Origin of the sequence: Vibrio clamense, assembly GCF_050337905.1 — a bacterium.
GTDB classification, from domain to species: Bacteria; Pseudomonadota; Gammaproteobacteria; order Enterobacterales; family Vibrionaceae; genus Vibrio; species Vibrio cortegadensis.
In genome coordinates, this window is sequence record NZ_JAKJTJ010000033.1 from 16,243 (window position 1) to 38,600 (window position 22,358).

The window sequence follows — 22,358 nt, forward strand, 5'->3', positions numbered from 1 at the left end:
ACTGCTATGTGATTATGATATCTCAGTCTTACTTGATACACGATATTGAACAATTAAGAAGTGAATTGGCTCGCCTTGATAGCCAATTCACGGGTTCAGTGCTGGTTCAAATATTTTCATCACAGCCTCGTTCACTCGTCACGCAGTATAGCCGTGAAATTCAGCAATATTTTAATGACGTCACCATTATTGGGGCCAGTGGAAAGTACGCGATTAAGAGTGGCACGATCCAAAGTGAGAGTTCGTGTTTCGTCTTTACCTACTTTAAACAGTCGACATGTACATCATCGGTCGTGTCATATAGCGCTAATGCGGCGAGCGATAGCCAGTTGCTTGCCACAGACCTACATCTATCCTCATCGACAAAAGCCATCATATGCCTTGCCGACCGTCTTTCAGTTAGTGAACGCTCACTTTTTTCAGCCTTCAGTGAAGGGGAGTATCGTATCCCTGTCGCGGGCGGAGCATCTGCTGATACCGATACTGGCCGTTGGATATTACATAATCAAACTATTTATGAGAATGCTTATGTTGCTGTGGCGTTGCATGGCGCGGAATTATCGGCATGGACAGGAAGTTACTATGAGTGGAACCCGATAGGTAAAAAGTTTCGAATCACTCATGCCGATAAGCATCGAATTTACAGTTTGGATGATCAGCCGATTCAGCATATTTACAATCGTTATTTAGCGGATGGGCTTGATGTGCCTTATGCGCAGATTACCGACTTTCCTTTAATGATTGGCGATCCTCGTGAACAGAATGTGTACTTACCATTAGCTTGTCATCAAGATAATTCCATAACGTTTGACGGTGAGTTCAATGTGGGTGATGAAGTTCGATTTTGTTATGATCATCCCTCACTGACCATTGAACAAGTTCGTTTGGGGTTGCAGCAAGTTGCGTTGCATCACCCACAACAGTTTTTTATCTATAACTGTATATCTCGTTTGGATTTCATTGAGGGAAACCAAGAGTTAGAGCCTTTTCAACAGGTCGCGAATAGTGATGGATTCTTTTGTTTTGGGGAGTTTTGCTATGAGAATGACCATCAACAGATTCTACATCATAGCCTGACGTATTTAGCTCTGCGAGAAGGGCCTGCCGATAATGTGGTTCGTTCAATTCCGCATCATGAACACACGAGTTCTATTTCGCCGCTATTTTCTCTGATTCGAAACGCTTTATTAGATGTTGATATTATGCACCAGGATATGGCACAGAAAATTCAACATCAAGCGAAGGCATTAACAACAAGCTATCGAATTGAAAGAAGAACGGGGTTACCCAATCGAACGGTACTGCGTGAACACCTTGCTAAAATGAAAAAAAGTGAGTATTTGCTAACATTAAAAGTCACGAATTTTCATCAAATTAATGAGAAGTATGGTTACCCGGTTGGGGATATGCTGCTTAGTGATTTAAGCCAATACTTTAAAGATAAGTTACACAGGGTATTTGATAAAAAATGCCAACTATATGGGGTTGGCATTGGTGAATGGTCCATCATCTTCGAAAGCCAAAATAAAATGTCACATATTCAGCAGCGTTTTTCTGAGTTTGCTGAAAATATTGAGCATGTGAATTTTGAGCCGATGGGCTTGCCCGATGTTGATTACCTCTCTGTCTCAGTGAGTGCAGGTATCATCAGTAAAGCCGACTTTCCAAATAGCTCTGTAGATGATCTATTATTGCGTTCAATTGAAGCGCGTCGTTATGCGGTGAGCAATAATCAACACTGTTGCAATGCCCGTACTTTGAAAGAGCAAGAGCAGAAACGTCAAGAGCAGTTAAGGGTGTTATCTTGTGTTAGCCGAGCGGTGTTAAATCAAAATGTGATCGCCTATGCTCAACCTATCGTGGCTGCGCATAGTCATGAGGTACAATCTTTAGAGTGTCTGGTTCGAATCGAAGAGGAAGGGGTGATTATTCCGCCAGGCAAATTCCTCTCGATTATTGAAGACACGCATCTTTATACTCGTTTGAGTCGCCAAATGATCTCACGTACTTTCGATTTCATGAGTAATACAACGGATTCATTTTCGATAAATTTATCCCCCCAAGACTTAATGAGTGATAGAACACTGCAACATCTTGAAGCCGCGATAAGCAAAATTAGCCACCCTCAACGCATTGGTTTAGAGGTGCTTGAAAGCGAGAAAATAAAAGATTACGGACGAATGATAGAAGTCTGCGATCACTTCAAAGATTTAGGGGTGAGCATTATTGTGGATGATTTTGGCTCGGGTTACTCGAATATCGATGAGATCATCAAATTAGAGCCGCAAGTGATTAAGTTAGATGGCAGTTTGATCCGTAATATTGATACCGATAAAAAGCAGCGTAAGATCGCGCAGCAATTGGTGAGTTTGTGCGGCATATTTAAAGCGAAAACCGTGGCTGAATTTGTTCACAACGAAGAAGTATGCAATATCGCAGAAGACATTGGTGTGGATTATCTACAAGGTTACTATTTAGGAAAACCGAAGCGGTTGTTTTAAATCGGTGACGAAACCATTGCTGGTGGAAGTGTTGGTAAAAATGAAACAAAGGCTCGAATTTTCGGGCCTTTGCTTTTTCTTCGATGCGATGCATGGTTACTTTTTGAGAAGGTGACCGCATTTGTCAGCTTTGAACATGGCCATGTAATGATCAAAATACTGGCTGAGCTGTATTGATGAAGATGTCTCTCCTAGCTGACTGAGTAACTCAATAGCGACTTCACAGGTACATAAATGACCATCATCTTGATTACGTCGGAGCTGATAGCGTGAAGAGGCGGTCGATGACAAATGCACATGAGGTAATGCTTTTAGCCATGGGCTACGACGAAGCATCTTCTTGGCTTCTTGCCAGGTTCCGTCCAAGATAATAAAAAGTGGCTTAATGGCTTGGTGTTGAGATGACGTATCTGACTCTGCCGAATTTTGGGCAGCGGTAGTGTCATGCAGTGTCGTGACATCCACGCTGTGTTCATTGGGGAACAATAAGTAGGGCTGAAGACCTTGAATCTTTATTCGATTGAGTAACGCTTCAGGTTGCTCTTTTCTGACCCAAACATGTTGGCTGCATTCGGGCAGCGTTTGTAGCAGTAGACGCCCAGTATTGGTATCTCGCGATAGCTCATTTTCATGCATCAGCAATGCAATCGGTAATGACGAGTGAATGTTAGGTATATCATTACAGATGCATTGATGTTGGAACCCACAATGAGGGCATGGTTTAGTCTTGGTCATTCTGATTGTGTCTTATTCTAAGCTTAACGATGATGATTCGAGTGAAAGTCTTAATTCCCTTGTTCCTGAAATAACACCAATCCGCCATTCGCGATGGGGTAGATAGTGTCACCGACTTTCTCTTTTTGTGCCGTTATTTTTCCATTATGACCCGTAAAGATGCGTTCTGACACTAAGTATTGCCGTTGGTGGCGTGTCATCACCACTTGAATTTGATTGGCATTGAGTTGCTGCCAGAACCCCGTTTCAATCGTAGGAGAGTCACCGTTAGCATAATCATAGGTGGTGATTGCGGTGTGATCTGACTTTAGTTCTAAATTGACACTGAAGTTGACGGATTGAGTGTGGCTTGCAAAATAATTACCCACCCAAGTTAATGTAGGATCTTGATTCGCGAGTGTCGCACACCCGGTATAATCTTGTTTGTTAATATTCAGTTTTGCTTTCCATCCATAAATAGAGTCACTCATGGTGTCATTACAGGTGGTTTTATTAAGGCTCAGTTGCCCATCACTAAAATAATACTTGCGGCTTGCTTGCTGTATAAGGGTTTTATCTAATGCGACTGTTTTCGTCTCTTCTCCCATTGGCTCAAAGTTTATGTGCCCTTTAGAGAAAGAGAGAGACCAAAATGGTTCGTTACCAAATGCGCGAGTAGAACGTAAGGATTGGTCACAGCGGTTCGGATTTTCTGCGGTCAGGAAATTTACATGGTCGACAACAAAACGAGCGGTGTAATCAGCATCAAACCCCATTTGAGTTGGACGCTCTAAATGACCGATAACTTCCCCATATAAAGGTTGATATGGGCGGGAAGTTAAGTTCATCACTTGTTGAGTATACGTTTGAGGTAATGTGAGCCAGAATTGTTTATTACTGCCACAAGGTGTGATGGTTTGAGCTTCATGACCAATAACAACTTCACCTTGCATGATAAATGTAGGAGGCGAAATGGATGATGGGCTATCTAAGCTCGCTTTTGGCATAGGCGTTGGGCTAGGCTCTGATTCTTGTGGAGTAGAGCAAGCTTGTAAAGTGAGTAACACAAGCAGCAAGCCTGAGATTTTAAGCGTTTTCATGCCATTCATTCCTTATACGGAGACAGGTCAGCAAACATTATGGCATATCAGTGGTTTAAAATAGAGCGATAGGGCTTCTATTGACCGTTTCCAGACATTGAGGTGGCAGATGTAGAGATGAAAATGTGGAAAGGAAAAGGCAACCTAAGCTGCCTTTGATTTCGTTACTTTGGATATGGAGTGTATTTAGAAAAGGTTATCTCGTAAGTAATGCGCAACGGCATCATCAGCATGGCTGCCAATGACCTGATTATTCGGTAGTGCTTTCATTACTTTTTCATGAGAAGTGGCCATGACTAACCCTTTTCCTGCCATTGAGAGCATTTCAACATCGTTCATGCCATCTCCGAAAGCAATACAGTTCTCTAGCGTCTTGCCAAGTGATTCAGCCACGACTTTGAGTGCTTCGCCTTTTGACACTTCAGCGGCCATCACTTCTAAACACCAAGGCGTTGAAAATGCGATATTCAATTTGTCACCAAAAGAGGCGTTGAGCTCCTCTTCAAACTTAACTAAGTATTCGTGATCTTTTTCGGGATGGGTAAGAAAAACTTTGGCAATGCCATCGGTCGGTGCATTGTCTTTATCGAATAGCGTGTAAGTAAAGCGTGAATCTTCATGAAAGTTTTTCATGTATTCATCTTCTTGGTTGAGTAACCAGTTGTCATCCTGATAGATGTGTATCATCAAATTAGGATCTTGCTTCATGATATCGACGACGGGCTGGATTAGATCTTGGGGGACATTCTGGCTGTACATTAACTGGTCATTTTTATCATGAACACGAGCGCCGTTTGAGGTAATCATGTAAGCAGGGATCCCTGTTTGCTCACGAATACCGGCTACATCTACATGATGGCGACCAGTCGCAAAAATAAAAGTGAACCCTTTTTGATGCAACTCTCGCAAGGTTTGCTTGGTAAAGTCACTAAGCTGATGATTTGGTGCCAGTAATGTTCCGTCTAAATCTGACGCTACAAGTTTGATCATTGCGTGATTATCTTCAATACAGTTTTTGCTTAGTGCGCTAGTGGTCATGCAACCCTCTTTGAACATCAATCGATGACAGTAGTTAATAAATATAGCCCGATTTAAAGCGTGGAAAGCCATCGGTTAAGCTAAGGATTTTACGCCAAATTAAACAGGAAAAAGAGGGTAAAAGTCAGGTGGTTGATTTCCTTATTTCGTCATTAATTGTTTTTAAAAAAATTAAACAGCGCATCTAATGTTTGGTTACGATACCGATCTTGTTCGAACAGTAGCTCATGTTTAGAGCCCGTAACACGGATCATTTGGCTGCAATGATTCGTTTTATTGAGTTTAGTAAAGAAGGTCTCTTGAGCGGTGTTACTGACGATCTGATCATTACCTGCCTGCAATAGAAGCAGAGGAATATGTATTTGTCGGGTTTGCTGAATGCACTGTTTTGCCGCCATCAAGCCTTGCCAAACCCAGCGAGTACTTGGGCCTCCAAGTTTTAACTCAGGCTTTTTCTCATAAAGGTCTCGGAACCAGTGGTAGCGAATGGCACTTTGGGTAAGCAAGCTATCTTCAAAAGGTTTGGCATAATAGGCTTTATGGCCGGGAGCGTAATTTGGGGTTGCATGAACTTCGGTAAGCAGTTGGCTTAATCCCATTGCAATTGGGCGTAAGTACCACGCGACGTTAATACCGTACATAGGGGCACTTAACGCGATCGCATCAAAGCTATGCTGTGGTGTTGTCTCTAAGTAACGGGTCGCAATGGCACCACCCATAGAGTGAGCTAATAGATAACGCTTTTGATAGTGGCCGAGTTTAAAATGGTCGACCATAGCAGCGAGATCCACTAGGTAGTCATCAAACTCATCTACGTATCCCATTTGTTTATCGTCAATCAGGCGATCGGATAAGCCTTGACCTCGATGATCAAATGAGTAGATGTCATAACCCTGTTGGTAAAGGTCATAAAACAACTCTTGATATTTCCAAGCGGACTCAATACGCCCATTGACTACCACAATGGCTTTAGTATGCGACGCTGAGGTAAGGGAGCACCAATAGAGTGATTTTTTGTCGCTACTTTTGATATAGCCATCATTACGCTGCTGCCACAGTTCTGCAATCTGATGATTGATTGCTTGCTCAAAATTGCTCTCTTGGGTATAACGAGAATTCACAGAGCTCGAATTGACCATAAAACTACCTATTGTATGGATTGATCTTGAGTGGCGATTAATATTCGCTAGATTAAAGCAGTAGAGAGGAAATGCAATGGATACTCATGTTTGGTTGGCATATGTTGCTACCGCTATTATTTTTAGTTTAGCGCCGGGCTCTGGAACCGTAAATTCGATCAGTAATGGCTTAAGCTACGGCACTCGAAAGTCACTCGCGGCCATCGTTGGGTTACAGTTAGGCATGATTTTCCATATCATTTTAGTCGGAGCTGGCATCGGTGCATTAGTCGCGCAATCGGCATTGGCATTTTCAATCATTAAATGGGTTGGGGTGGTTTACTTGGTGTGGTTGGGTATCCAAAAGTGGCGAGATCGTTCGAGCATGGTTGCGAGAATGGGTGATGATGGTCTCTCAAGCATGACATTAATGCGTAAAGCGATACTGATCAATTTAACCAATCCTAAGTCGATAGTCTTCCTCGTCGCGCTTTTCCCTCAATTTTTAGACCCAGCGAAAGACCAACTTACTCAGCTTTTAATTCTGGGTGCCACTACGGTATTTATTGATGCGGTTGTTATGTTAGGTTACACATCATTAGCGTCACAAATGGGACGATTTATTCGCTCAGATGCCGTGATGGGTAAAATAAATAAAGTCTTTGGTTCAATGTTTATCGGTTGTGGTGCATTATTAGCGGCAGCTAAAGCGTAGCAGATCAAAATAATCAAATAGTTATATTGAGTGGATCGATGAATAACACCTATGTGGCAAGACAGCCTATTTTTAACCGAAAACAGAATACTATCGGGTATGAGCTGTTATTTCGTGACGGTGAAAATAATGCTTACCCAGCCCATATTGATTCAAACCGGGCCACTTATCGGCTGATTGTCGAAAATTTCTTATCGATAGGCGTTAATCCGACGATTCAAAGTTCGCGTTGTTTTATTAATTTCCCTCAAGCTAGCTTATTGCGTGGCTTGCCTCTGACTCTGCCTAAAGAAAGTATTGTGGTAGAAATTCTAGAGACGTGCGAACCGACGGATGAATTGCTTGAGGCGATACGTGAACTTTATCGCCGTGGTTATATTCTGGCTCTTGATGATTTTACCTTTCTTCCTGAATGGGAACGTTTTCTACAGTACGCCCATATCATTAAACTCGATATTATGGCGTTAGGCTTAGACAATGCTTGCCAAATTGTGCGTGAACAGCAGTTAAAAAGGACTAAGTGTCAGTTTCTCGCTGAAAGAGTCGAAACGGAAGCTGAATTTGAAAAAGCAAAAAACTCAGGTTTTAAGTTTTTCCAAGGTTACTTTTTTAGCAAACCTGAAGTGATGAAAACGCAATATGTCGGGCCAGAACAAGCGATTGCAATGGAGCTATTTCAAGAAGTTTGTAAGCCCGGAGTTGACTTTAAACAGGTGGAAAATATTGTCGCTAAAGATGTGGCGTTGTCATATAAATTATTGCGCTTTGTTAATACGATGTCACCGCGCCTTGAAGTCACTATCTCCTCTTTTCGCCAAGCTTTAGTCTATTTAGGGCAAGATAAGCTTAAGATTTTTGTCTCTTTGGCTGTTGCGTCTTATGTTTCTGATAAGAAGCCGAAAGAGCTATACAATATGTCACTGCATCGTGCTCAATTTTGTCAATTGATGTCTCGGTATCGCCCTTTTCAAGATCATCAAGAACAAGCCTTTATGATTGGACTGTTTTCAATGCTTGATGCTCTGCTTGATCTCTCCTTAGACAGTTTGGTTGAACAACTTCCGTTAAGCCATGTTATCAAGGTCGCACTACTCAGACGAGAAGGGCCCTACGGAAGCTTACTAGCATTGGAAGAGTGTTATGAACATGCTGATTGGAGTGGCATGGAGGAGCACTGTAAAATATTAGGCTTAAATATGGATGATGTGCGCTATGAATTAGTGGCGGCACAGAAATGGAGCCAAGACATGGTCAGTCTTTCTTAATTGCTCGACGCCACCTTATCATTTTTGGATATGAATTTTTGATGACAAGAACGCACTCGCATTGACGGGTGCTTTTTTTTATCTATTATATATGGATATGCGTATATGTGAGATTTAAGTATGTTACCTCATCAATTTTTTAAAATGCTTGCGGATGAAACTCGCATGCGCTGCCTGCTAATTATTGCCCGTGAAGGCAGTTTGTGTGTGTGTGAATTAACGCAAGCTTTAGGTGAAAGCCAGCCTAAAGTATCGCGTCATTTAGCACAGTTACGTCAATCCGGCGTGCTGGTGGATGAGCGAAAAGGGCAGTGGGTGTATTACCAAGTCTCAAGCGATCTTCCTGGTTGGATGAGGAAAGTGATCACCAGCTTGAAGGAGTCAAATTGCTTGCAGCAACAGTATTTAACCGATAGTGAACGATTGAAATTGATGAGCGATCGACCTTGTGTTTAATGGATTGAATTGAGTAAAGATTGAGAGAGAAAGAGTATGACGATTAAGATTGGTATCAATGGATTTGGACGAATTGGTCGCTTGGCTTTAAGAGCGTCATTTGATTGGCCAGAAGTGGAGTTTGTGCAAATAAATGATGTGGCTGGAGATACCGCGACTTTAGCGCATTTGTTGGAATTCGATTCTATTCAAGGCCGTTGGCACCATGCTGTAACGGCTAAAGATTCAGATATTGTTATTAATGGCCATAAGGTTGCGACTTCGCAAGAGAAAGAGATTAATGCCGTTGATTGGTCTGGCTGTGATGTTGTGATTGAAGCGACAGGCGTACATCGCAAAACGGCTTATTTGAACCAGTACCTTGAGCAAGGAGTGAAGCGCGTTGTGGTTTCTGCTCCGGTAAAAGAGGACGGTATTGCCAATATCGTTGTCGGTGTGAATGACCATATTTTTGACCCTGCAGTACATAAGATTGTAACAGCGGCATCTTGTACGACGAATTGCTTGGCTCCTATCGTTAAAGTGATTCATGAAAAGTTAGGCATTGAGCAAGCCGCGTTCACGACGATTCATGATTTGACCAATACTCAAACCATTTTGGATGCACCTCATAAAGACCTACGCCGTGCTCGTGCATGTGGTATGAGTTTGATCCCAACCACCACAGGGAGTGCTACAGCAATTGTTGAAATATTCCCTGAGCTAAAAGATAAGATCAACGGTCATGCGGTACGTGTACCTTTAGCGAATGCGTCACTGACAGATATTATTTTTGATGTTCAGCGCGATACAACCGCTGAAGAGGTGAATGCGTTACTGAAAGAGGCGTCAGAGAATGAATTAAGCGGCATTCTTGGCTTTGAAGAGCGTCCATTGGTCTCTATTGATTACAAAGGGGATCAACGTTCAACGATTGTGGATGCGCTTTCAACGATGTTGGTCGGTAAGCGTATGGTGAAAATTTATGCTTGGTACGATAACGAAATGGGGTACGCGACTCGTACTGCTGAATTAGTTCGTACTGTTGGTTTGGCATAAGGAGCAAACATCATGACAAATTCTACTGTTCACCCAACGTGGCAACTGGATGTAGAGACGGGAGCCTTAGTGCTCACACCGTGTCCAGGTACTAAAGGGGTCGATCTCGATACTTCTTTAGCCCAGCTTAAAACTCAAGGTGTTGAAGCGATTGTCACTGCACTTGATGACGCTGAACTGGCAAGCAAAGGCGTGAGCGAACTCGGTGAGAAGACCCAGGCTCTAGGCATGCGATGGTTTCAAATTGAAATTGAAGATGACTGTGCGCCAGGGGCTGATTTTGCCGAAAAATGGCAAGCGACAAGCCCGACCCTTCATAAGATTATAAGTAATGGAGGCAAGGTGGCGATGCACTGCATGGGTGGGTCAGGTCGTACAGGGCTATTTGCAGCGCACTTTCTATTAGAGAAAAACTGGGCATTAGAAGAGATTATTCGTGATGTTCAAGCTCTTCGTCCGGGAGCGTTTACCAAATCCGTTCAAGTTGAATACATCAACAGTGTCGCGGCTCAATAATTTTTGATTCGTTAGCTCATAGAGCTTTAGGATCACCATGTTCCTAAAGCTCTATGAACGACAGCTCTGGAAATAAAAGCTCCATGAACTACCTGAATCATTTTCCTTCGATAGGTATGACGTTATGTTTTCAAGCCTAAGCAAAAGCGTTCGCCAATATATATTGGTCACTTTTAATTATTGGAATTTTACATTAACCGATGGTGCGCTTCGCATGTTGGTGGTGCTCTACTTCCATGATTTAGGTTACGGAACGTTAGCGATCGCGTCTCTGTTCCTTTTCTATGAATTCTTTGGAGTGGTGACGAACCTCATTGGTGGCTGGTTGGGTGCTCGATTAGGGCTAAATCGAACCATGAATGTCGGTTTAGCAATGCAAATTATCGCCTTGCTCATGCTCGCGGTGCCAAGTGGGTGGTTGACGATACCATGGGTGATGGCGGCTCAAGCATTATCAGGAATCGCCAAAGATTTAAATAAAATGAGTGCAAAAAGCGCGATCAAGACACTAGTGCCAGATAACCAACAAGGTGCGTTGTATAAATGGATTGCGATTCTCACGGGGTCTAAGAATGCACTTAAAGGTGCGGGTTTTTTCCTAGGTGGGTTGCTGTTATCGATGATTGGCTTTCAAGCCTCGGTTCTGTTGATGGCTTCTGTCCTCGCGGTGGTACTGATTGGCAGTTTATCGTGGTTAGAAAGCGATATGGGCAAAGCGAAAAATAAACCTAAATTTACTCAGATCTTCTCTAAGTCTGAACCGATCAATATTTTGTCCGCCGCGCGAATGTTCTTATTTGGTGCCCGTGACGTATGGTTTGTCGTTGCTCTGCCTGTCTACCTGGGTAGCGTGTTTGGTTGGGATCACTTGTGGGTCGGTGGTTTTCTCGCGACATGGGTTATTGCGTATGGTGTGGTTCAAGGCTTTGCCCCTAAGATCACAGGGAAAGCGCAAGGACGAGTGCCAGATGGTCATGCGGCTCTACGATGGGCAGGGTTACTTGCCATCATTACAGGGCTGATTGCTTATGCCGTACAAATCGGTTGGCAGCCACAATTAGTGATTGTATTGGGGTTGATGATCTTCGGTGCGGTATTCGCGGTCAACTCATCATTACACTCTTACCTTATTGTGAGTTATGCCAAGGGTGATGGCGTATCAATGGATGTCGGTTTTTACTACATGGCGAATGCGATGGGCCGTTTGATTGGTACGATTCTGTCGGGTTGGGTATTCCAAGTGGCGGGGCTGGCAGCGTGTTTGTGGGTCTCGTTTGCTTTTCTATTGGTGACGACACTCATTTCACTCAAACTCCCGACACTTTCGAAAGATAGAGCCATTCAGTAGGGGATCTTATTGGTTGGCATTGAGTGATGAAGAAGCCGCGTATGATTATCCTACGTGGCTTTTTTCTATTCATCGTAACGAGCACCAATTGGATAATTGAATTTACTCGTTATGCTCTCGACTTAGCGCTTTTAAGATCAGTTGCAATGCTGGTTGTAAGCTCGTTGTGGCGGGGTAACATAGCCCTAAGCGGCGAAACATTCTTGGTCCATTGAGCGGGCGAGTGATCAGTTTTTGAGAGGCTTCTAATACACCAGTCGGTAGAAATGAAATACCTAACCCAGACTGCACCAAGTGCATGACTTGAGTTTTGTGTTCTGCTTTTGCCACCATATTCAGGGCGAGTCCATCACAAGCCAGTAGTCCAACGGTTTGTTGATGCGCTTGGCAAGGTGGACACTCAATAAAATCGTGCTGGTGGAGTTGATATGGCTCGACACTCTCTTGTTCGGAAAGTAGGTGATCAGGCAACATACAAAGAACGTAGTCCTCATCCCATAGCGGTAGGAATATCTCATCTTCCCCCTGAAATAGATCTAGGGTGATTCTCGCATCGCACTCTGCATCATGATCGACAATCTCTATCAGTAGGTTTGGGATCTGCTGAGTTAATCTTTTGAGCAGTTTTGCCATTTCAAGCTGGCTGATATCAGGGAAATTTGCCAGCTTGATCGGTAAGCATTCGGTTCTTTCTTGGAACAAACTAGGTAACTTATTAATGTCATTGAGTAAACGAATGGCAAGAGGGTAGAGGTAATGTGCCTCGTCAGTGAGATCGACCCCTTTTTTGTGTCGAACAAAGAGCGACGTATTTAATTCTTCTTCTAGCTGTTTTACGGCATTTGAAATGGAGGGTTGAGAGACAAAACAACGTTCAGCCGCTGCCGTGATATTTTTCTCTTCATAAACAGCAACAAAGCTGCGTAACAGGCGTAAGTCCATCCTCATTCCTTTTCTAAAAATCAAACCATAAGTTTAACTTATCATAACTCTAAGAAAACGATATTTATCATTTACTCTTGTTATCCATATAGTAGCGCCATCCACACAAAACGTGTGACTCAAACAAGATAGGAAGAATCAGAATGTCTAAATTAATCGTCGTTACAGGTGCAAGCTCTGGTATTGGTGAAGCAACAGCGAAGCAACTTTCATCTGAAGGTTTTTCATTACTACTTCTTGCTCGTCGCGTTGAAAAACTAGAAGCATTAAACCTACCAAACACACTTTGTCGTCAAGTAGATATCACAGATCTAGAAAGCTTCCGCAGTGCAGTTGCTGAAGCAGAAGAAAAATTCGGCCCAGTTGACGGTTTAGTTAACAACGCTGGTGTGATGCTGCTTGGTAATGCTGATGTTCAAGATCCAGCAGAATGGAAGCAAATGTTTGACGTGAATGTACTTGGTCTTCTAAACGGTATTCACTTAGTTCTAGAGAAAATGAAAGCGCGTAAAACAGGTACGGTTATCAACATCAGTTCTGTTGCAGGTCGTAAAACATTCCCAAGCCATGCGGCTTACTGTGGTACTAAATTTGCGGTTCATGCGATTACTGAAAACATCCGCGAAGAAGTGGCAGATGATAGCGTACGCATGATCACGATTGCACCAGGTGCGGTAGAGACAGATCTTCTTAGCCACACAACTAACGAAGATATTATTTCTGGTTACCAAGAGTGGAAAGAAGGCATGGGTGGTGCAATTGCTCCTCAAGATATCGCTAATGCCATCAGCTACGCTTACAGCCAACCACAAAATGTCTGTGTACGTGAAATCGTGATTGCTGCGACTCGTCAACCTGCATAATTTTTTGCAACCGACATAAGCTTTTACTTATCGCTGACCTTGTGTATTCACAGGTCAGCTTTTTTGTTGTTATAGTTTGATGACGCCACTTATTCGGCTCGACTACAGGTCATCAATTTATATGAGACAAAGAGTTCAATTTTTCGATTTATTGCGATGTGTGGCAGCGATTGCTGTTATTGCCATTCATGTACTCGCCCCTTACCGTTCCGAGTTAGGTTCGATTCCATTCGACCAGTGGTTAACGGCGGTGAGCATTAATAGTGTGAGTCGTTGGGCTGTCCCAGTGTTTATTCTTATCACTGGTGCATTAATGCTGAGTGATACACGCCCTTTTGATGCGAAGTATTATGTCAAAAGACGCTTAGGAAAAGTGCTGCTTCCTTTTATTATTTGGTCTCTTTTCTACACTTATCTTTCAGGCTGGTCGGCTGCAGGGTTTGATGGTGCAGTGAGTTGGGATGTACTGCTTAATAGTTACCACCATTACACTTACTACCATTTAGGCTTCTTTTACTACTTTATTCCACTCTATTTTGTGATCCCATTCCTGCAGATCTTCGTCAGGAAAACAGACGACTCCGCCATATATGCGTATACCGCAATATGGTTACTGACCACCACGCTATTTCTATTTCAAATTGATGGCCCTTGGAGTCACCAGTTATGGCTTTATAGTGGGTACTTACCATTGGGGTATCTGCTGTTTAAAAAAGTGCCGTTAAATAAAATGACCCTCTTCCTTTCGGTAGCGCTAGGGATCATTGCTTTGGTTGCAACGATTGCAATGGTGGTTTCAGGAAGTATCACTGCTGAAAAATATACGGTAGGGCGCTGGTTATCTTACAAAACGCTGAATACGGTTTTAGCGGCGAGCATGGTGTTTGTGGTGTGTCGTTATTATGGTGAAAGGTTATCTCAGCGTAGTCATCAAGTGGTGAGTTTCATTAGCCAACATAGTTTAGGGATTTATATTCTCCATCCGATTTTTTTATGGCCGATGAAAGCGTTTAACTGGCATCAAGGCCATCCTGCTTGGGTTATCCCTCTGTGGGTCATCATTGGAGGCGCTGGTGCCTTAGGGTTAAGTTGGTTGTTGTCTCGTTCAGCCAAAACGCGCTGGTTATTACCATAGATAGCGAGTGCGATTAATAAAGGTGCTTAGCTTTCTCTCTGTTTCGCAAAATGTAGAAAGCGAGTTCCTTGGTATGTCATCGCCCCTTTATCCCCCGGTTGAAGTGCATGAAAGTAGTGAATGCCAACTTGAAATTCTCGTTTTAATCCCATGCGGCCTCGCTGTACATAAATCCAATACTCTTGGTCATCTTCTCCTGGCTGAGCGTCTTCTATCTGAATGGATTGCTTATCAAGAATCGTTACATTCGCAGTTTGTTCTGGTGCATTCTCACCTTGAATATGTTGTTGGTAGAATCGACTGAACCCCCAACCTGCGAGGATAGCTAAAGTAATAAGAGAGAGTAAAAGTGAGACTGGCATGGTGATGACCCCTATTGTAATAAGTCTATATTCTATATGGAGAAGTGCTCTGAAAGTCGGACTTTGATATTTATCTGCGATTTTACTTAGACATGGGGAGTTATTTTTCGGCTCACTTCACAATCTTTGGTGTGGTATATGCATCGTATTTACTCAAATTTACGCTTAAGTGCTCGAAAATGTGTTCTATTTATAGAAGAATGGAAAGTAGCTCGACTAGAATTATGATGAGTTAAGGAGAACTGCGATGTCTGATATTGAGAAAGTCGTCACGCGCACTCGAAAGATCGAGAAGCTGTTGAGAGTTCAATACCATGCCGATGGAAAGGGTTTGCATCAACTGATTACCAGTAGTGAAGAGAGGTTACCTCACGACGTTATCGGTAAGTTGAGATATATCGCGACGATTCGTAATAAGATTGTTCACGAGGATAATTATAAGCTTGATGACCGAAAACAGTTTTTATCGGTGTGTGATGAATGTGAAAGAGAGTTAACCCCGAGAAGTAGCCGATTCATTTGGCGAGTTGTGGTGTTATTGATGGGGCTGATCACTTTTGCAGCATTGGGTGTTTATTACTTACACTGGGATGAATTAATGAATCATCTTTCATAATAATGAGAATAAAACAAAAAAGGGACGCAATCGCGTCCCTTTTTGTATTTTTGATAGTACTGATTAGTACATCATTGGCAGTGTCATTAGGCCAACAACTACTGCGATCATTACAAGCCCTTGTTTTTGCGACGAAGAAATCATAACACTGCTCCTTTGTTTGGTGGATGTTCTCTATGTCTTTAACAATAGCATTACTTTGGTGGTTTGATCAACTAATTTGTTGTCAAGCTTTCGTAAATATACATTATCTACCCAGTAATCTTGTTTATATCCTTACTTTTTTTGTATTTTTGATGTGTTTTTTATTTGTGCGTTAAGTCTAAAAAACATACGCCAATGGTTTTAACTTGTTGTTTTTGTTGGTGGTATTTAGTGTTTTTATTGTGTTAATAGATGTAAAGTTTGCTTAATTGCGCTTTCCTTATCTGAATCTTGTTTTGGTCGGTAAATGATACTTTTGATTATTCCTGTTGGCTCTGTTTGTAAGGTGAGTGTCAAAAAAAAGATGCAATGACAATAAATCGTCATCAATTACATTGTTTTGTTGGCTCTGGATAGGTTGTGGAGTCTGTCTCTGTGTAAGTTGTTATTTTTGTTTTAACTATATGAAATTAATAATTATTTGTTGGGTGTTTCTGGTTTTTTTTAGGATTTCAAAGGACAAAAGTAGGCATGACCATGCTCGCAGATGGAGGTTGCTAGAGAGTAAGCGCTGTAATCGTTTGCTTTTGGTGTTTTACTTTAATTTTTGAGCCGAAGAGGCCGCTATAAAAGGCTTGAGCGTTGTGAGGAATACGCGGCTAGATTATTTATAAACTCGTAATGCCAATAAATACTTATTCACAATCAAGATCCAACTTTTTCTCTATATCGCTTTACATCAAATCATAGCTCCCTAGACTGACGGCGATGAATCATCAGAGGTAATGATATGTGGAGTTGGCTAGCTGTTAGCCTATCAGGCTATATTTGTATTTCGGCCGCTAATCGAGGCGAGCGAACTCACTCTTTAGCAGCGAAAGTATTTACGCTGTTGTTACTGATTTTGATTGTTTTGACCGAAGTTCAGACTCAAAGCACTGCGTTCTGGATGGTTTCGGGTTTAGCGCTCTTCATGTTCTCAGATGTATTGCACGTACTGACAGAAAAAAGAGTCTTACCTTTTATTGGCTTTCTGATTGCGCAAATATGCTATAGCAAACTATTTTGGTTGCAGCTTTCTGGCGATATTGTGTGGTGGTTACCTGCATTGTTGTTGGCGACCAGTATCGTGGCGTTTCTGTTGCTTCTTCCCCAACTTGATAGCTTTCTATTTCCAGCCACAATTATGGGGATTGTCTTAATACAGTTAAGCTGGGCGAGTGGAGAGTTGTGGTTGCTAGAACCCACGCTAGGGCATAGTCTTGGGTTTATTGGCTGTTTTATTCTTATTTTTTCGGGGTTAATGTTTGTTATTAACAGTTATCGAAAGCCGATAAGAGGTGCGAACTACTGGATATCAGGTAGTTATTTTCTTGCTCATGCGCTTATTGTGTCTTCTATCATTTTCTAAAATTAAACTGTGATAAATCAAAACAGAGCATTGATAATTCGCTATGCTGTGTGCCTCAAAATAGGAGTGAATAAAATGACTGAAGTTCATGGCCATAATGTGCTGAATTTATTAAACGAAACCCCAATGTCTAAAGAAGACCTACATGCACATGTTGCCGCTGAACATGGTCAAGATACTCGCTTTTGTACTTGTCAGCACAGCGACCTTACATTAGATGATCTGCTTGAGTTCCTACTATCAAAAGGAAAACTGGTGGAAGTGGATGGAAAACTGGCAACAAATACAGAGCGTGTTTGTCATCACTAATACGTTTTCATTCTAAATAGTATTCCCGCTTTTAGCATCGAAAAGCCAGAATTAGGCTGTTATACTGCGCCAATTCTGGCTTTGTGAGACTATCTTCATGGAAATCTTATCTGCTGCAACCATGTTGTTCCTTATTATGGATCCACTTGGTAACTTGCCTATCGTTTTATCGATCCTAAAACACTTAGATCCAAAGCGTAGAAGAATGGTTTTAATTAGAGAGCTTTTCTTTGCTCTAATTATTCTCATGGTCTTTCTATTTGCAGGTCAGGGGATCTTAAGTTTCCTTCATGTCCAGCCTGAAACATTAAGTATTTCTGGTGGTATCATTCTATTTATCATTGCGATTAAGATGATATTCCCGCAAGCAGGAAGCATTACTGGTTTGGCGGCGGGTGATGAACCTTTCATCGTACCAATGGCCATTCCCATGATTGCTGGGCCATCGGTTCTTGCATCTTTGCTTCTGCTTTCAAGTAAAGAGCCCGATAGACTTTTTGACTGGTCTATCGCTGTGTTACTCGCTTGGGGGGCTACTTTCTTTATTTTGATGTTCTATAACTTCTTCCATAAATTACTTGGTGAGAAGGGACTGAAAGCCATTGAGCGACTCATGGGGCTTATGCTAGTGATGATTTCAACTCAAATGTTCCTCGATGGTGTGAAGCTTTACCTAGGCTAGACTACGAATAGAGTGTATTGAATAAAAAAACGGAGCTCGATAATGAGCTCCGTTTTTATTTGGTACGATGAAAGATCACATCATATGTTTACGACGTATATCCAGCAGAGCGAAAATACCAAAGAAAAGAATCGACCATCGTTCCCAGCGACTCATTTTGACTTTATCGCCGAAAGCCCCAATGAAGATAAGCATTTGCAAGCCATGCATAATGAACAGAAAGGCCGTCATGATATATAGAGCAATGGCTGCTTTGCCTGGGAAAGGCTGAAAAATATTAAACAGCAATACAAACCACACAAAAGCAATAGACGCTTTCGCTAATAAAATTAGAATTTTCATTCAGTTACCCTTTCAAATAATCGATAGCAAACTTGGCCTGCGGTTTTCTCGCGGTGTAAGTTCCAATGCTGAGGTATCCCCTCTAACAGCAGCTCTTTTTCTGTCTCAATATAGATCATCGCGCCATCACTGAGCCAACCATTTTGCTCTAAAAGTGTAACGGTTTCTGTCAGTAAGCCTTTATGAAAGGGAGGATCAATAAAAACCACATCATAAGGGGTACCTGATTGGCCTAAAAAAGCTAAAGCATCGGTTTTTACTGCCGTTATGTTATTGGCTTTCAACGCGGTGATGTTAGTCTTAATCTGTTGGAAAGCCGCAGGGTTTAACTCCAATAAGGTCACTTTGTCTGCTTGACGAGAGGCGGCTTCAAAACCTAGCCCTCCTGAACCAGAAAAAACATCCAAGCAGTTAGCATGTGGGATATCTTGTGCTAACCAATTAAATACCGTTTCTTTCACACGATCGGTCGTTGGTCGTAGACCTTCAGCATCATGGACAGGAAGTTTTCTGCCTCTCCATAAGCCACTAATGATACGCACAAAGCCAGTTGAAGGCTTTTTTTGTGATGTGTTTTGCTGACGACGTCTTACCATAGATTTTTTGACCGCTAATAAAGTGATACTATACCGAGCCCCATGACATTGGAGTGGGTGTTAAACAAATTTGTAATGGTGAAGTGTAGCAAGCTAAATGAAAAATTTTCACTGCTTTATCATTTTTCTTTGTCGAAAAGGCAGAGAGTTGTAATTATTTAAGTAGATCTAGGAAGCTCCTCAGATGACAGAAAAAAAGAAGCGCGGATTACTCTCGTGGCTTGGCTTTGGTGATGATGATCAAAAAGCCCCAGTAGAAAAGCAAGAGATTGAACAGTCAGCATTAGAACAAGAAGCCGTTGAGCAAGAACTTGCCCAGCAGGAATTGGTCGATGAGCTTAAAGAAGAGGTTTCTGAGGTTGAAGAAACTACACAAAATAGTATTGAAGAAGAGACGACTGCAGATAATGCTGACCTAGCAGAAGCAGAAGCAGAAGCAGAAGCAGAAGCAGAAGCAGAAGCAGAAGCAGAAGCAGAAGCAGAAGCAGAAGCAGAAGCAGAAGCAGAAGTCAGAGTTCAAGAGCAAGAGAAGCCAACAGAAAGCTTTTTTGCACGCTTAAAACGCAGCTTAAGCCGCACGAAAGCCAATATTGGTGCTGGGTTCTTTGGCTTGTTTAAAGGCAAAAAAATCGACGAAGATCTTTTTGAAGAACTCGAAGAACAGTTACTTATTGCTGATGTGGGAATGAACACCACAGTAAAAATTATCGAAAACCTAACGGAAAAAGCATCGCGTCAAGATTTGAAAGATGGTGAAGCGTTATATGGCCTATTAAAAGAAGAGATGTCAGACATCTTGACTCAAGTCGACCAACCACTAGAAGTGGATACCACCAAAACACCTTACGTTATTTTGATGGTGGGTGTGAATGGTGTTGGTAAAACCACGACGATTGGCAAACTTGCGAAACAGTTCCAAGGCCAAGGTAAAAAAGTCATGCTTGCGGCGGGTGATACTTTCCGAGCGGCAGCCGTTGAACAACTGCAAGTTTGGGGTGAGCGTAACGACGTTCCTGTGATCGCGCAACATACCGGAGCAGACAGTGCTTCTGTTATTTATGACGCCATTGAAGCGGCGAAAGCGCGTGGTGTTGATGTTGTGATCGCCGATACCGCTGGTCGTTTACAGAATAAGAGCAACCTGATGGAAGAGTTGCGTAAGATTGTTCGAGTGATGAAGAAAATTGATGATTCAGCACCGCACGAAATTATGCTAACCCTTGATGCGGGTACAGGACAGAACGCAATTAGCCAAGCAAAGTTGTTTAGTGAAGTTGCGCCAGTAACCGGTATCACATTGACTAAATTGGATGGCACAGCAAAAGGCGGCGTTATCTTTGCGATTGCAGACCAATTCCAGATCCCTATCCGTTTTATTGGCGTGGGTGAAGGCATTGACGATTTACGTCCGTTTGAAACTCAAGATTTTATTGAAGCGCTATTTAGCCGAGAAGAGTAATAGTTCGCCGTTAATGGTGACTAACTTGTAAGAGGATATATTCGGTGATCAAATTTCAACAAGTGAGTAAAGCTTATCGCGGTGGGCGACAAGCATTGCAGAAAGTGGATTTTCATTTACGTCGCGGTGAAATGGCGTTTTTGGGGGGGCATTCTGGTGCAGGTAAAAGTACCTTGTTGAAATTGATCTGCGCGATTGAAAGACCAACTGATGGCAAAATCAGTTTTAATAATCACGACATCACGCGAATCCCAAACAAAGATATCCCTTTTTTGCGTCGTAACATTGGTATTGTCTTCCAAGAACACCGATTGTTAATGGATCGCAGTGTATTTGAGAACGTCGCGCTACCAATGCGAATTGAATCTATCTCTGAAAATGAGATAAAACGCCGAGTGTCGGCAGCATTAGATAAAACCGATCTATTGGATAAAGCGCGTTGTTTGCCAAGCCAACTGTCTGGTGGTGAGCAACAGCGCGTTGGCATTGCACGAGCAGTGGTTAACCGACCAACGCTACTATTGGCCGATGAACCTACTGGTAACTTAGATACAGAACTTTCCAGCCGAGTGCTTAAGCTATTTGAAGAGTTTAATCGTGCAGGTGTCAGCATTCTATTAGCGACGCATGATGTCAGCCTTGTGAATTCTCGACCTCAGTATCGTCACTTAGAGTTGAATCAAGGTTTTTTGAGTGAGGTCGAAGATTATGGCCGCTAATCGTCGTAATAAAAAAGTCCAAAATAAATCTCGAACGGGCTACCGACCAAAAACAGATGGTTTCATTCGCATCCACATCAACCAAGCAAAATCCTCATTTTCAGCATTGTGGAGCCGCCCTTTAGGCAACTTATTAACCCTAGCCGTTATTTCAATGGCATTGAGCATGCCAGCTTGTCTTTACTTATTGGGTAAAAATATTTCAGTTGCGGCACAAGATGTTACGGGCTCTTCGCAAGTGAGTGCTTATATAGAAGAAGGAATGCCAGACGCCCGGGTCATGGTGCTTAAAGATGAAATTGAACGATGGGATGTGGTGGCGGGGGTCGAATATATCTCTCCACAACAAGGCCTCAGTGAATTAAGTCAGTATTCTGGTTTTGATCAAGCGATCAGTCTGCTTGATGACTACGCCTTGCCCGGTGTCCTTGTTATTACTCCTAATGTGAGTGATAACACAGAAGTAAAAGGTATCGCTAAGCAGGTTCAAGCGAAACAAGAAGTGACAGATGTGCGTTTGGATGAAGATTGGTTGGCTCGGTTGAGTGCCATTCAGACGTTAGCTACGGCAATCGTCATTGCATTAACGATTTTGATGGTTGGTGCCGTATTTTTGATTGTAGGTAATACATTACGCTTTAATGTATTGGCGAATAAAGATGAAATCCAAACCATGAAGCTTATCGGTGCGACTGATAGCTTTATATTACGCCCATACCTTTATTCAGGAATGTGGTTTGGTCTGTTAGGTGCGGTAAGTGCGTGGGTATTAACCGCATTAATAACCGTATTACTTAACAGTACTGTCGCCGATCTTGCTCGGCTTTATGACAGTCAATTTCGATTAATAGGCTTGAGTTGGGATGAGTCCTTATTGTTGCTCATGCTTGGGACGTTACTCGGTTGTATGGCTGCGAAGCTTTCTGCACAAAGGCACCTAAAAGAAATTGAACCTGTATAAGTGAATGG

The 22,358-nt window shown here is 42.4% G+C and carries 24 protein-coding genes; 16 read left to right on the forward strand and 8 right to left on the reverse strand.

Features of this window, described 5'->3' with window-relative positions:
- Positions 1-14: 14 nt before the first annotated feature.
- Complete coding sequence (locus L4C39_RS17910) at positions 15-2,501, forward strand: bifunctional diguanylate cyclase/phosphodiesterase (RefSeq protein WP_429747300.1); 2,487 nt, start codon at positions 15-17, stop codon at positions 2,499-2,501.
- A 96-nt stretch (positions 2,502-2,597) separates the two neighbouring features.
- Here L4C39_RS17910 and L4C39_RS17915 read toward each other — a convergent pair whose 3' ends face one another.
- From L4C39_RS17915 to L4C39_RS17930, 4 genes are all read right to left on the reverse strand, one after another.
- Positions 2,598-3,236, reverse strand: coding sequence for a tRNA-uridine aminocarboxypropyltransferase (locus L4C39_RS17915; protein ID WP_429747268.1), 639 nt, complete (start codon positions 3,234-3,236; stop codon positions 2,598-2,600).
- A gap of 50 nt (positions 3,237-3,286) precedes the next feature.
- The gene (locus L4C39_RS17920; RefSeq protein WP_113798819.1) at positions 3,287-4,315 is read right to left on the reverse strand and encodes a COG3650 family protein; all 1,029 of its coding nucleotides are present in this window, start codon (positions 4,313-4,315) and stop codon (positions 3,287-3,289) included.
- Between the two features lie 186 nt (positions 4,316-4,501).
- On the reverse strand, positions 4,502-5,353 hold the full coding sequence (locus L4C39_RS17925) for a Cof-type HAD-IIB family hydrolase (RefSeq protein ID WP_261888642.1): 852 nt from the start codon (positions 5,351-5,353) through the stop codon (positions 4,502-4,504).
- A gap of 152 nt (positions 5,354-5,505) precedes the next feature.
- Positions 5,506-6,492 (reverse strand): alpha/beta fold hydrolase, encoded by a 987-nt coding sequence (locus tag L4C39_RS17930; protein ID WP_429747271.1) that lies wholly within the window; start codon positions 6,490-6,492, stop codon positions 5,506-5,508.
- Between the two features lie 76 nt (positions 6,493-6,568).
- Here L4C39_RS17930 and rhtB point away from each other — a divergent pair, with 76 nt between their 5' ends.
- From rhtB to arsJ, 6 genes are all read left to right on the forward strand, one after another.
- A complete protein-coding gene (gene rhtB, locus L4C39_RS17935) occupies positions 6,569-7,186 on the forward strand; it encodes a homoserine/homoserine lactone efflux protein (RefSeq protein WP_017052873.1) in 618 nt (205 codons plus the stop codon).
- A gap of 38 nt (positions 7,187-7,224) precedes the next feature.
- Entirely contained in the window at positions 7,225-8,451 is a 1,227-nt protein-coding gene (locus L4C39_RS17940; protein ID WP_017052874.1) for an EAL and HDOD domain-containing protein, read from the forward strand.
- Positions 8,452-8,571: 120 nt separating this feature from the next.
- Complete coding sequence (locus L4C39_RS17945; protein WP_429747273.1) at positions 8,572-8,907, forward strand: metalloregulator ArsR/SmtB family transcription factor; 336 nt, start codon at positions 8,572-8,574, stop codon at positions 8,905-8,907.
- A 36-nt stretch (positions 8,908-8,943) separates the two neighbouring features.
- Entirely contained in the window at positions 8,944-9,945 is a 1,002-nt protein-coding gene (locus L4C39_RS17950; RefSeq protein WP_017052876.1) for an ArsJ-associated glyceraldehyde-3-phosphate dehydrogenase, read from the forward strand.
- Between the two features lie 12 nt (positions 9,946-9,957).
- Complete coding sequence (locus tag L4C39_RS17955; protein WP_429747275.1) at positions 9,958-10,461, forward strand: cyclin-dependent kinase inhibitor 3 family protein; 504 nt, start codon at positions 9,958-9,960, stop codon at positions 10,459-10,461.
- 124 nt (positions 10,462-10,585) lie between these two features.
- A complete protein-coding gene (arsJ, locus tag L4C39_RS17960) occupies positions 10,586-11,809 on the forward strand; it encodes an organoarsenical effux MFS transporter ArsJ (RefSeq protein WP_017052878.1) in 1,224 nt (407 codons plus the stop codon).
- Positions 11,810-11,911: 102 nt separating this feature from the next.
- Here the strand turns inward: arsJ and L4C39_RS17965 are convergent, their stop codons facing one another.
- Positions 11,912-12,751, reverse strand: coding sequence for a LysR family transcriptional regulator (locus L4C39_RS17965; RefSeq protein WP_429747278.1), 840 nt, complete (start codon positions 12,749-12,751; stop codon positions 11,912-11,914).
- 143 nt (positions 12,752-12,894) lie between these two features.
- On the opposite strand from L4C39_RS17965, the gene L4C39_RS17970 reads away from it, so the two are divergent.
- Positions 12,895-13,614, forward strand: a complete 720-nt coding sequence (locus L4C39_RS17970) for an SDR family oxidoreductase (RefSeq protein ID WP_371730981.1) — start codon at positions 12,895-12,897, stop codon at positions 13,612-13,614.
- Between the two features lie 121 nt (positions 13,615-13,735).
- Positions 13,736-14,749 (forward strand): acyltransferase, encoded by a 1,014-nt coding sequence (locus tag L4C39_RS17975; protein WP_429747280.1) that lies wholly within the window; start codon positions 13,736-13,738, stop codon positions 14,747-14,749.
- Positions 14,750-14,775: 26 nt separating this feature from the next.
- Here L4C39_RS17975 and L4C39_RS17980 read toward each other — a convergent pair whose 3' ends face one another.
- Positions 14,776-15,111: a DUF2500 domain-containing protein gene (locus L4C39_RS17980; protein WP_113798834.1), complete on the reverse strand. Its 336-nt coding sequence runs from the start codon at positions 15,109-15,111 to the stop codon at positions 14,776-14,778.
- A 247-nt stretch (positions 15,112-15,358) separates the two neighbouring features.
- Between L4C39_RS17980 and L4C39_RS17985 the strand changes: the two genes are divergently transcribed.
- The 4 genes from L4C39_RS17985 to L4C39_RS18000 all read left to right on the forward strand — a co-directional run bounded on the left by L4C39_RS17985 (position 15,359) and on the right by L4C39_RS18000 (position 18,273).
- Positions 15,359-15,727, forward strand: a complete 369-nt coding sequence (locus L4C39_RS17985) for a hypothetical protein (protein WP_017052883.1) — start codon at positions 15,359-15,361, stop codon at positions 15,725-15,727.
- Positions 15,728-16,661: 934 nt separating this feature from the next.
- Complete coding sequence (locus L4C39_RS17990) at positions 16,662-17,282, forward strand: lysoplasmalogenase (protein ID WP_113798836.1); 621 nt, start codon at positions 16,662-16,664, stop codon at positions 17,280-17,282.
- A 75-nt stretch (positions 17,283-17,357) separates the two neighbouring features.
- Positions 17,358-17,591 (forward strand): YecH family metal-binding protein, encoded by a 234-nt coding sequence (locus tag L4C39_RS17995; RefSeq protein WP_017052885.1) that lies wholly within the window; start codon positions 17,358-17,360, stop codon positions 17,589-17,591.
- A 97-nt stretch (positions 17,592-17,688) separates the two neighbouring features.
- Positions 17,689-18,273, forward strand: a complete 585-nt coding sequence (locus L4C39_RS18000) for a YhgN family NAAT transporter (protein ID WP_017052886.1) — start codon at positions 17,689-17,691, stop codon at positions 18,271-18,273.
- A 75-nt stretch (positions 18,274-18,348) separates the two neighbouring features.
- On the opposite strand, the gene L4C39_RS18005 is transcribed toward L4C39_RS18000, so the two are convergent.
- Both L4C39_RS18005 and rsmD read right to left on the reverse strand, forming a co-directional pair.
- Positions 18,349-18,615 (reverse strand): DUF1145 domain-containing protein, encoded by a 267-nt coding sequence (locus tag L4C39_RS18005; RefSeq protein ID WP_017052887.1) that lies wholly within the window; start codon positions 18,613-18,615, stop codon positions 18,349-18,351.
- Positions 18,612-19,211: a 16S rRNA (guanine(966)-N(2))-methyltransferase RsmD gene (gene rsmD, locus L4C39_RS18010; RefSeq protein ID WP_017052888.1), complete on the reverse strand. Its 600-nt coding sequence runs from the start codon at positions 19,209-19,211 to the stop codon at positions 18,612-18,614. The genes L4C39_RS18005 and rsmD overlap by 4 nt, the downstream gene beginning before the upstream one ends.
- 184 nt (positions 19,212-19,395) lie before the next feature.
- Between rsmD and ftsY the strand changes: the two genes are divergently transcribed.
- From ftsY to ftsX, 3 genes are read left to right on the forward strand one after another with little or no spacing between them, the layout of a single operon-like run.
- Positions 19,396-20,670: a signal recognition particle-docking protein FtsY gene (gene ftsY, locus L4C39_RS18015; protein WP_429747284.1), complete on the forward strand. Its 1,275-nt coding sequence runs from the start codon at positions 19,396-19,398 to the stop codon at positions 20,668-20,670.
- Between the two features lie 44 nt (positions 20,671-20,714).
- Positions 20,715-21,389: a cell division ATP-binding protein FtsE gene (gene ftsE, locus L4C39_RS18020; RefSeq protein WP_017051804.1), complete on the forward strand. Its 675-nt coding sequence runs from the start codon at positions 20,715-20,717 to the stop codon at positions 21,387-21,389.
- Entirely contained in the window at positions 21,379-22,350 is a 972-nt protein-coding gene (gene ftsX, locus L4C39_RS18025; protein ID WP_113798840.1) for a permease-like cell division protein FtsX, read from the forward strand. Before ftsE ends, ftsX begins: the two co-directional genes overlap by 11 nt.
- Positions 22,351-22,358 lie beyond the last annotated feature (8 nt).